Origin of the sequence: Paraburkholderia sediminicola (genome assembly GCF_046027825.1) — a bacterium.
GTDB classification, from domain to species: Bacteria; Pseudomonadota; Gammaproteobacteria; order Burkholderiales; family Burkholderiaceae; genus Paraburkholderia; species Paraburkholderia sediminicola_D.
Genome location: NZ_JAQQDU010000164.1, coordinates 1 through 9,541, shown reverse-complemented (window position 1 = coordinate 9,541; position 9,541 = coordinate 1). Strand labels below are relative to the sequence as shown.

Below are 9,541 nucleotides of genomic sequence, written 5' to 3'. Positions count from 1 at the left end.
CACAGAAACGAGCGCCGCGCAGGCAACCAGATCAAGCAAAGCCCAATGTCGCAGGCAAAAAAACTTGTCCCCACAAATTGTTGGCAAGCCTGTGGACAACCCACTCACATCCCAACCAAGTGGTTGAACCGACAGAACTATCCGCTAGCGGCTCACGAGTAAGCATCACTCAACATCCGCGATCAGACGCGCGCAAAAAGCCCGACAACAAGGCCACAGTCCAACTCGTGGCCACCCCACCCTCTAGTTGTCCACATAATTTGTTCGCAAGCCTGTGGACAACCTGCGCACAGCCAAGCCAAGTGCTTGACGCCACAGACATATCTCCCATCGGTTCAGCCGCAGGCACACGCACAGGCACACACCCCGCCGTGTGATAAAAAGAAGCTCCCACGCTTAGCCACTCATCGAGGCCCCGCATGTCCACCGTCATGGCCTTCAAACTCGTCCTGCTGTCGCTCGTCGCGATGATCGCTCTCCAGCTACTCGCGAAGCGGCTACGACTCCCACCAGCGGCGGCACTTCTGGTCGGCGGAGCGGCCATGGCCTTCGTGCCGGGACTGCCGCCCATCAACCTCAACCCCGAGCTGGTCCTGATCGTGTTCCTGCCGCCGCTCCTCATGGACGGCGCCTACTTTTCCGTGTGGGACGAATTCAAACGTAATCTCGGTGGCATCCTGCTGCTCGCCATCGGCGCCGTCGCCTTTACGACCGTCGCGGTCGGCCTGGTCGTGCATTGGGTCGTGCCGGCCTTACCGTGGAGCGCGTGCTTCGCGCTGGGCGCGATCGTCTCGCCGCCTGACGCCATCGCCGCGAAGGCCGTACTCGAACGCGTCGCGCTGCCGCGCCGCTTGATGGTGCTCCTCGAAGGCGAAAGCCTGCTCAACGACGCCGCCGGCATCGTCCTGTTCCGCTTCGCCGTCGCGGCCGCGCTGACCGGCACGTTCAGCGCGCAAGATGCCATCGGGCGCTTTGCCGTGCTCGGGCTGGGCGGCATCGCAGTGGGCATCGCGATCGGCTTCGTGGTCGTCAAATTGCTGCGTTACCTCGACGACGCCTACCTCATCATCACCGCCTCCGCACTCTCCGCGTGGATCAGCTACATCGCCGGCGACATGCTGGACGTCTCGGGCGTCATCGCAACCGTCAGTTGTGGAATGGTGCTTGGCTGGCATCAGCACGAAGTCTTTTCTGCCTCGGTGCGTACGCGCGGCACAGCCTTCTGGCAGGTCCTGATCTTCCTGATGGAAGCCCTGGTGTTCATTCTGATCGGGCTGTCGCTGCGTGGCGTAATCGTGCGGCTGGGCGGTGTCGGCGACACGCTGAGCGCGCTGGCACCGGCGGTCGGCGCAGTGATCGCGGCCGTCGTGCTGTCGCGCTTCGTGTGGGTGTTCGCCGTCGAATGGTTGAAGGGGCTGGTCTGCAAGCTGATGCAACGCGCAAACATTGCGCTCGACTGGCGCTCGTCGACGGTGACGAGTTGGGCCGGCATGCGTGGCGTGGTGACGCTGGCAATCGCGCTCTCGTTGCCCGAGGCGATGCCGGGGCGCGACCTGATTCTGGTCGCATCGTTCGCGGTGATTCTCGTGACCGTGCTCGGGCAAGGGACCACGATCGGTGCGTTGATTCATTGGGTCAAACTGGATAGCGTGAAGGAGCGCAACGAGCAGCATTTGACCGAACCTCAGGCGTGGGCAAAGCTCGAAGCGGCGCAGCTTGCCGCGATCCAACCGCTTGTGCACGACGCCCAGGGACACGTGATTCATCCACGCCTGCTGGAGCAATATAGCTATCGGGCGCGGATGACCGAAACCTACCAGGATGTGACGGAATATCCCTCCGATGTTCGATCCGCACATTACGACGTCGTGCTTGCCGCCGTGGCGGCCGGTCGCCGCGAGTTGTTGCGGATACATCGGTCAGGGTTGATTCATGATGAACTGCTGACCGTGCTTGAGCGGGATCTGGATTTGCAGGAAATCGCCGCGTTGCATGGCAGAGGATGACCGGGCCGCGTCTAACGCTAGTCGAGACGCGAACCGGTCGAACCGTTGTGGGTTCAATGGCCTTTGAAAATATCGAGCAGTTGATTTTGCATCTGCATCATCTCGTGCGCGTGCTTCATCTCCATCTGCGCCATCGTGTCCTGATACTCCATGTCCATCTGCATCATTTTTTGCTGGATGCCGATGGCCTGAGCACGCTGTTCAGGCGTCAGCTTGTCCATCATCATGCTGTACTCGGGCGGCATCAGATAAGTGCCGGCGCGCCCTATTCCCTGTGCTTGCACGGAGCCCGCTGCAAGCGCGAGCGGCAGCAAGCCGCACATCAGTATGGCTCGGATCGATTTCATTTCATCTCCAGTCTTACGTGAGCAGCCCAGCTTCAACAAGGGCTGCATAAGCGACGTTCAGGTGCTCAGACTGGCTTGCCGCGGTCGATCCGTTGCACAGGCCGTGTCTGAGGATGCAACACCCGGTGATGGCCGCCCTGCACGATCGTCCGGGTGTTCAGGGATTTAGTCGCGAGCGCTTACTGGAAATGACATGCTGGATGAAAAATTGCGCCGATAATCTTTCTTCTATGTGGCTGTCATTTTTGCCGCGGTGTGCCGACTAATCCTTCCACGCCGACCCTAGAATCATCGTGCAGAAATTCTCGCGATGGTAATGCGGGTCTCTCAGCGCCAGCACGTCCGCCTTCACGTTGCCGAAAGTCGTCTCCGGTTTGTGGATCGTCCCGTGTGCGAGTGCATCGATAATGCCTTCCTTGGCGTGAGAAAATGACAGTCTTCTCAAGCCAACGATTACAAGGAACGATATGTCCACTTCTTCTCCGATCCGCGCGATCGTGACCGGCCACACGCGCGGCCTCGGCGCATCCCTTGCTGAACAACTGCTGGCGCGCGGCGTCGCGGTACTGGGTTTGTCCCGTTCGCGTCACGCCACGCTGAAAGCGCGCTTCCCGGCGCTGCTCGAAGAAATCGAACTCGAACTTGCCGATCCCACACGCGTCGCGCAGTGGGTTGCAACCGATGCGCTGCGCAACTTCGTCAGCGGCGCGCAGAGCGTCCTGCTGATCAACAACGCGGGCATGGTTCAGCCAATTGGGCCGATCGAAGGCCAGAACGCCGCGGACATCGCGACCGCCGTGAGCCTGAACGTGGCCACGCCGCTGATGCTCGCGAGCGCGCTCGCCGCAGCCAGCGTCGACGCGACCGATCGGCGCATCGTGCATATCTCCAGCGGCGCGGCGCGCAATGCGTATCCCGGCTGGAGCATCTACTGTGCGACCAAGGCCGCGCTCGATCATCACGCACGCGCTGTTGCACTCGATGCGAATCGTGCGCTGCGTATTTGCAGCCTGGCGCCGGGTGTCATCGATACGAATATGCAGGCGGAAATTCGCGGCAGCGGCACGGAGCAGTTCCCGATGCGCGAAAAGTTCGAAGACCTCAAGCGCAACGGCCAGCTTTCGACGCCGGAACAATGCGCCACGCAGTTGCTCGACTATGCCTTCAGCGATGCATTCGGGCAAACGCCGGTGGCCGATATTCGCGAAGTCGCGAAGCAGGCCTGAGGTCGAATTTCCCGGCTCCCGAAAAACCTCACCTTTCGGCTGACAGGCTGCTGCATCAGAAGCCGGGCAAGGCCATTGCGCCGCGCCCGGCTCTTCTCACCTACCCCACACGACTTACAGGGCTTCGCGCTGCGCAATTCGAAAGCAATTTTGTGTTAATTAGTATTGCTAATTTGAAGATAGATAAAAAATGACCTTATATGTGGGACATCTCTACGTAGGTTGACGTAGCGTCATGCCGCTCATAGAGTTAACCGATAACAACGCTGCTTTCTGGCCGCACGCCCGTTCAGAAAGCCCGAATACGCGGACTGTCCGCCAATTCCGCGAGTGCGTTATGGAGGAGACGATCATGAGCACCCCACCCAAGAAAACGCTGCGCAGCCAGGCCTGGTTCGGCAAGGCCGACAAAGACGGCTTCATTCATCGCTCGTGGATGAAAAATCAGGGTCTGCCGCATCATCTGTTCGACGGCCGGCCGGTGATCGGCATCTGCAACACGTGGTCGGAATTGACGCCGTGCAATGCGCATTTCCGGGAACTTGCTGAATACGTCAAGAAGGGTGTCTACGAAGCCGGCGGCTTCCCGCTCGAATTTGCGGTCATGTCGCTAGGCGAATCGAATTTGCGGCCTACAGCCATGCTGTTTCGCAACCTCGCGTCGATGGATGTCGAAGAATCGATTCGCGGCAACCCGATCGACGGCGTGATCCTGCTGTGCGGTTGTGACAAGACTACGCCCGCGCTGCTGATGGGCGCGGCCTCGTGCGACCTGCCCGCGCTGGCCGTCTCGGGCGGCCCCATGCTGAACGGCCGCTATCGGGGCGAGACCATCGGCTCGGGCACCGGCGTCTGGCAGATGTCGGAGCAGGTGCGCGCGGGCAAGATGGAAATGGCGGAGTTCATCGAAGCCGAAAGCTGTATGAATCGTTCGCGCGGGCACTGCATGACCATGGGCACGGCTTCGACCATGGCCTCGATGGTCGAAGCGCTTGGTATGGGCTTGCCACACAACGCCGCGATTCCCGCCGTCGATGCGCGCCGCCAGGTCTTGGCGCATATGGCAGGGCGCCGCATTGTCGAGATGGTTCGTGAAGACCTGACCATGAGCAAGATCCTCACGCGTGAGGCATTCGAAAACGCGATTCGCGTCAACGCGGCGATCGGCGGTTCGACCAACGCCGTGGTGCACTTGCTGGCGATTGCAGGGCGTATCGGCGTCGATCTGAAGCTGGAAGACTGGGAACGCGGCTCCGATGTTCCCTGTCTCGTCAACCTGCAACCGTCCGGCGAATTCCTGATGGAAGACTTCTATTACGCCGGTGGCTTACCTGCGGTCCTGCGCGAGCTCGGCGAGGCGCAGCTACTGCATCGCGACGCATTGACGGTAAGCGGCCGCAGCATCTGGGAGAACGTCAGCCGCGCCGAATGCTACGATCGCAAGGTGATCTTTCCGGTCGCTGCGCCGTTCAAACCCAAGGCAGGGATCGCCGTGCTGAAAGGCAACCTCGCCGTAGACGGCGCGGTCATCAAGCCATCGGCGGCCACCCCCGAACTCTTGCAGCATCGCGGCCGCGCCGTCGTGTTCGAAAACGTCGAAGACCTGCATGCACGAATCAACGACGAAAGTCTCGATATTGACGCGAGTTGCGTCATGGTGCTCAAAGGTGCGGGGCCGAAGGGCTATCCGGGCTTCGCCGAGGTCGGCAACATGCCGCTGCCCACCAAGGTCCTGAAGCAGGGCATTACGGACATGGTGCGCATTTCGGACGGCCGCATGAGCGGCACGGCATACGGCGCAGTCGTGCTGCACGTCGCGCCGGAGGCGGCCGCGGGCGGTACGCTGGCCCTGGTTCGCGATGGCGACATGATCGAACTCGACGTCGCCGGGCGGCGCCTGCATCTGGATGTCGACAATGCGGAACTGGCGCGCCGGCGCGCGGAATGGCAAGCGCCGGCACCGCCCGCGCGCGGCTGGTACAAGTTGTATGTCGAAACGGTCCAGCAGGCCAATCTGGGCGCCGATCTGGCGTTTCTGGTCGGCTCGAGCGGCGCGGCGGTTCCGCGCGATTCACACTGAGCAAACGGTAGCGCTGCGGAGCACATCGCAGCGGTCGGGGAGCGGCTGTAGCCCAACCGCGCCGACTAATGTCCGATTTGTCGCAATCTCATCGTCGTGGAATCTGAAGTCATGAACCTGCCCGCCGCACCTGTCAGCCGCATCGCCGGAATCTATCCCATCCTTTACGCCTTCTTCGATCGCGACAATCGTCTGGATCGTGCTGCCATGCGCCGGCAGATGGAAGCCGTCGTGCGAGCACAGGCCCCCGGTGTCGCCGTGCTAGGACTCGCCACCGAAGTCAACAAGCTCTCACAGACCGAACGCGAACAGATCATCCGCTGGGCAATCGAAGATAGCGGCGGCACGCTGCCGCTAGCGGTGACAGTGAGCGGCAGTTCGGTCGAGTCGCAGCGCGATCTGGCTCGCTATGCGCTCGCGCAAGGCGCCAGTTGGCTGATCCTGCAACCGCCCGCGTTGACTGCCGGCGCGACCCCACAACCAGAGGCGTTCTATTTCGATTTCTTTGCCGCCGTGATGGACGGGCTCGACGTGCCGGTCGGCATTCAGAACGCACCGGAATATCTGGGCGTGGGATTGTCCGCGGAAAATCTCGAACGTCTCGCCGCCCGATGCCCGAACTTTCGTCTGCTCAAGGGCGAAGGGCCGTCGATCGTGCTCGCGGAGACGGTGGCGCGCGTCGGGCACCTGATGCCGGTGCTCAACGGGCGCGGCGGCATGGAGTTGCTCGACAATCTGCGCGCTGGATGCGCTGGCATAATTGTGGCGCCCGATTGTTTCGACTGGCAGCAACGGATCTATCAGGCATTCGTCGGCGGCGACGTTGCACAAGCCGAAGCGCTGTACCAGCAGGTGCTGCCGGCTATCGTTTTCGTCATGCAGTCGCTCGATACCTTGATCTGTTACGGCAAACGCATTGCGGCATGGCGGATGGGATTCGACGTTGAGCATGATCGCGATGCGAAATTGCTGCCGAGCCGTTTCGGTCTCGAAGCAGCGCGGCGCTTCGCCGAGATGCTCGGACCATTGCCTTAATTCATTCGCGCGCAATCTGACTGTCTCGATTGCGGCAGTTACTCTCCGCTACGGCTGGCAAGCCGAGCCTCACACGCCGGGCGCGACCATCGCACCGCGCTCGGCCGCGCCAATCTCACCGTGCGGCACGAACACATAGCCTTGTCCCCACACCGTCTGCACATAGCGCGGCTCAGACGGGTCGATCTCGATCAGCCGCCGAAGCCGCCAGATCGACACATCGAGGCTGCGCCCTTGATGCAGCACGCTATTGCCGCGTAATTTCTCGTTGAGTTGCATGCGCGTGAGGACAGTCATCGCATGATTGACGAAGATTTTCAGCAATGCGAACTCGGAGCTGCGCAGCGCGAAATGCTCGTTGTCACGGCGCAATTCGCGCGCGGAGAAGTTCAGCTCGCAACGTCCGAAGCGATACGGCGGCCGCGTTTCCGGCGCACCTGGCGCAAGCGCGCCGCGTCGGCGTAGCAATACGCGAATGCGGGCGAGCAGTTCGGCAGGGTCGGCAGGCTTGCTCATGAAGTCGTCGGCGCCGAGCTCAAGACCAATCACACGATCGATCGCCTTGCTGCTCGCCGACAGCAAAATCACCGGCACGTCGTTGCCGCTCATGCGCAAGTCGCGCAATACGGCAAGGCCGTCGCCGTGCGGCGCTGAGACGTCGAGCACCAGCAACGCCGGCCGCTCCGCCTCGATCACGTGCTTCAGTCCGGCGCAATGAGGGCGTGCGGACACACCGCAGCCTTGTCCGCGTAAAGATTCGCCCACCACGGCTGTTAAGCCGGCGTCGGCGCCAACAAAAAGAATGTGCTGACTCATCCAACTGATTCCAGGAGACGATCGGTTTTCAGAGACAGGCGATGGCTTGCGGGAATAGCATATCCGCTGACCGCTTGTCGTCCGCGTCGCCATCTTCCCTGTATGCCGCTGTTCTCAAAACGCGGAACAGCCCCCAAGGTTGCCAATTTCTTCCAAACTCTTTCAACGCAGAACGTGATAAGGACCGCTCGCGACGTCACCGTACGATGCGAGCGCCAGCTCCCGAAAAGTCTCACCTTTGGGTCGAACTGGTGGGGCTGGGCGCGAAGTGCACCTCGGGCAGCTCCCGAAAACGCTCACCTTTCGAGTTTGGGGGCAGGCCGCAAAGGCATGCTGGGCGGGGAACCGGTGGTCCCGAACAGGCCACTCCCGCAAACCCTCACCTTTGGAGGGGGAGAGTAATTTGCATACCCAGGTAAGAGGCGTGCGTGGCAGGGGGTGCGTGTCAGACGGTATGTGTCAGGCGGTGTGCCGGCCGGCGTTGCGCGCGGCGGTAAGTGATGTGCTTTCGGGGGCTGCTCAAATCTGCGCATGGAAGATGGTGCCGGACAACGGCACCATCCGTTGAGTGACCTCAGCCTGTCGAGCGCGAATCGATCTTGCCACTCACCGCTTTCAATCCAAAGCTCGCGACCAGCGAGAGCGCCGCGCACGCCGCCATGAAATACGCAGGCGCGGTGACATTACCCGTCGACGAAATCAGCCACGTGGCGATCAACGGCGCAGTGCCGCTAAACACGGTGAAGCTGACATTGAACGTCAACGCGACACCGCTGAAACGCACGCGCGTCGGAAACATGTCGGCGATGATGCAAGCAAAGGTGCCGTTGGCGAGGCACGCGGCCACACCGGCCAGCGCGAGTAACAGCACGACATCGATCGTATGGTGGCTGGCTGCCAGGTAGAACGGATAGCTCAGCACCATCAGAAGCAGCGAGCCGAAGCGCAGCACAAAGCGCCTTGGCAGTTTGTCGCCGAGCCAACCGGACAGCAAAATGCCCGTCGATACCACCGCGAGACCGACGTTCTGCCCGATCGCCACCCGGCGCGGGTCGTAGTGCAACACGCGATCGAGGTAAGCCGGCATGTGCGCGAACAGCAAGCCGTTGAATGCGGCGACCACCGCGGTCGTGCCGATGCCAAGCAACACGGGCCGCCAGTGCTCGCGCAAAAGTTCCGCCAGCGGATGTTTGGCGGCGAGATGCTTCATCTCCGCGAACGCAGGCGTTTCTTCGAGCTTGCGGCGCAGCCAGAAACTCAGCAAGCCGATGGCGCCACCGAACAGAAACGCGATGCGCCAGCCGTAAGCCGCCACATCGTCTCCGCTCAGAAAGCTGTGCACCGAGAGATTGACGGCCGCCGCCAGCAGCACGCCGGAGTTCACGCAAAAGAACACAATGCCGCACACGAGTCCCGCGCGCCGCGGCACCGATTCGACCACGTAGGTAATCGAACCGGGTAGCTCCCCGCCAAGGCAGAAGCCTTGCATGAGACGCAGCAGGATCATCAACAGCGTGGCGCTGATGCCCCAGGTCGCATACGTGGGCACGATACCCATGCCGATCGTGCACATCGACACGACGATCACCGACATGATAAACACGCGCCGGCGTCCGTACTTGTCGCCGAAATAGCTGAGCACGACACCGCCGACCGGCCGCGCAAGATAACCGATCGCAAACACGGCGAACGACAGCATCAAGCCGACAATCGGATCGCGCATCGGAAAGAACGCACGGCCGATGAACTGCGCGAAGATGCCGTAGACGACGAAATCGTAGAACTCGAGCGCGCCGCCAAGACTCGCGAGAATGATCATGCGCCACTGCGAGCGCGTGAGCCGCGTCGGCGCTTCTTCCGAAAGACTGGCGGATTCAAGACTGGACATGGTTGTCTCCTGCGCGGCCCGGCATGGCTGATTGCCACGCTCGCCGCTTTGCCATTGAGTTGGTCTTTGTGCTTCTATCAGCCGCGTCCGCCGTGTGCCAGGCGGTCTAGGCGGCGCTAGCGCTTACTGCTTACTGCCTACTG

General features: G+C 61.6%; 7 protein-coding genes and 1 pseudogene. 4 read left to right on the top strand and 4 right to left on the bottom strand.

Features of this window, described 5'->3' with window-relative positions; translation table 11 throughout:
- Positions 1 to 419: 419 nt before the first annotated feature.
- Positions 420 to 2,006: a Na+/H+ antiporter gene (locus tag PQQ96_RS40590; RefSeq protein WP_408302826.1), complete on the top strand. Its 1,587-nt coding sequence runs from the start codon at positions 420 to 422 to the stop codon at positions 2,004 to 2,006.
- A 53-nt stretch (positions 2,007 to 2,059) separates the two neighbouring features.
- Here the strand turns inward: PQQ96_RS40590 and PQQ96_RS40585 are convergent, their stop codons facing one another.
- Together PQQ96_RS40585 and PQQ96_RS40580 are read right to left on the bottom strand one after the other, a co-directional pair.
- Complete coding sequence (locus PQQ96_RS40585; protein ID WP_408302824.1) at positions 2,060 to 2,353, bottom strand: hypothetical protein; 294 nt, start codon at positions 2,351 to 2,353, stop codon at positions 2,060 to 2,062.
- Between the two features lie 262 nt (positions 2,354 to 2,615).
- Positions 2,616 to 2,771 (bottom strand): annotated as a pseudogene (locus tag PQQ96_RS40580) (phosphohydrolase); the annotation flags it as partial.
- 49 nt (positions 2,772 to 2,820) lie between these two features.
- Here PQQ96_RS40580 and PQQ96_RS40575 point away from each other — a divergent pair.
- The 3 genes from PQQ96_RS40575 to PQQ96_RS40565 all read left to right on the top strand — a co-directional run bounded on the left by PQQ96_RS40575 (position 2,821) and on the right by PQQ96_RS40565 (position 6,694).
- On the top strand, positions 2,821 to 3,579 hold the full coding sequence (locus tag PQQ96_RS40575; RefSeq protein ID WP_408302822.1) for an SDR family oxidoreductase: 759 nt from the start codon (positions 2,821 to 2,823) through the stop codon (positions 3,577 to 3,579).
- 352 nt (positions 3,580 to 3,931) lie between these two features.
- Positions 3,932 to 5,659, top strand: a complete 1,728-nt coding sequence (locus PQQ96_RS40570) for an IlvD/Edd family dehydratase (RefSeq protein WP_408302820.1) — start codon at positions 3,932 to 3,934, stop codon at positions 5,657 to 5,659.
- A gap of 111 nt (positions 5,660 to 5,770) precedes the next feature.
- Positions 5,771 to 6,694, top strand: coding sequence for a dihydrodipicolinate synthase family protein (locus PQQ96_RS40565; protein ID WP_408302818.1), 924 nt, complete (start codon positions 5,771 to 5,773; stop codon positions 6,692 to 6,694).
- A 69-nt stretch (positions 6,695 to 6,763) separates the two neighbouring features.
- Here the strand turns inward: PQQ96_RS40565 and PQQ96_RS40560 are convergent, their stop codons facing one another.
- Both PQQ96_RS40560 and PQQ96_RS40555 read right to left on the bottom strand, forming a co-directional pair.
- Positions 6,764 to 7,510, bottom strand: a complete 747-nt coding sequence (locus PQQ96_RS40560; protein WP_408302817.1) for a winged helix-turn-helix domain-containing protein — start codon at positions 7,508 to 7,510, stop codon at positions 6,764 to 6,766.
- 574 nt (positions 7,511 to 8,084) lie between these two features.
- Positions 8,085 to 9,398, bottom strand: a complete 1,314-nt coding sequence (locus PQQ96_RS40555) for an MFS transporter (protein WP_408302815.1) — start codon at positions 9,396 to 9,398, stop codon at positions 8,085 to 8,087.
- Positions 9,399 to 9,541 lie beyond the last annotated feature (143 nt).

What these genes read in the sequence shown, in the direction of transcription:
- PQQ96_RS40590 (WP_408302826.1), top strand. Translation starts at nt 420, where the DNA reads ATGTCCACCGTCATGGCCTTCAAACTCGTCCTGCTGTCGCTCGTCGCG.
- PQQ96_RS40585 (WP_408302824.1), bottom strand. Translation starts at nt 2,353, where the DNA reads ATGAAATCGATCCGAGCCATACTGATGTGCGGCTTGCTGCCGCTCGCG.
- PQQ96_RS40575 (WP_408302822.1), top strand. Translation starts at nt 2,821, where the DNA reads ATGTCCACTTCTTCTCCGATCCGCGCGATCGTGACCGGCCACACGCGC.
- PQQ96_RS40570 (WP_408302820.1), top strand. Translation starts at nt 3,932, where the DNA reads ATGAGCACCCCACCCAAGAAAACGCTGCGCAGCCAGGCCTGGTTCGGC.
- PQQ96_RS40565 (WP_408302818.1), top strand. Translation starts at nt 5,771, where the DNA reads ATGAACCTGCCCGCCGCACCTGTCAGCCGCATCGCCGGAATCTATCCC.
- PQQ96_RS40560 (WP_408302817.1), bottom strand. Translation starts at nt 7,510, where the DNA reads ATGAGTCAGCACATTCTTTTTGTTGGCGCCGACGCCGGCTTAACAGCC.
- PQQ96_RS40555 (WP_408302815.1), bottom strand. Translation starts at nt 9,398, where the DNA reads ATGTCCAGTCTTGAATCCGCCAGTCTTTCGGAAGAAGCGCCGACGCGG.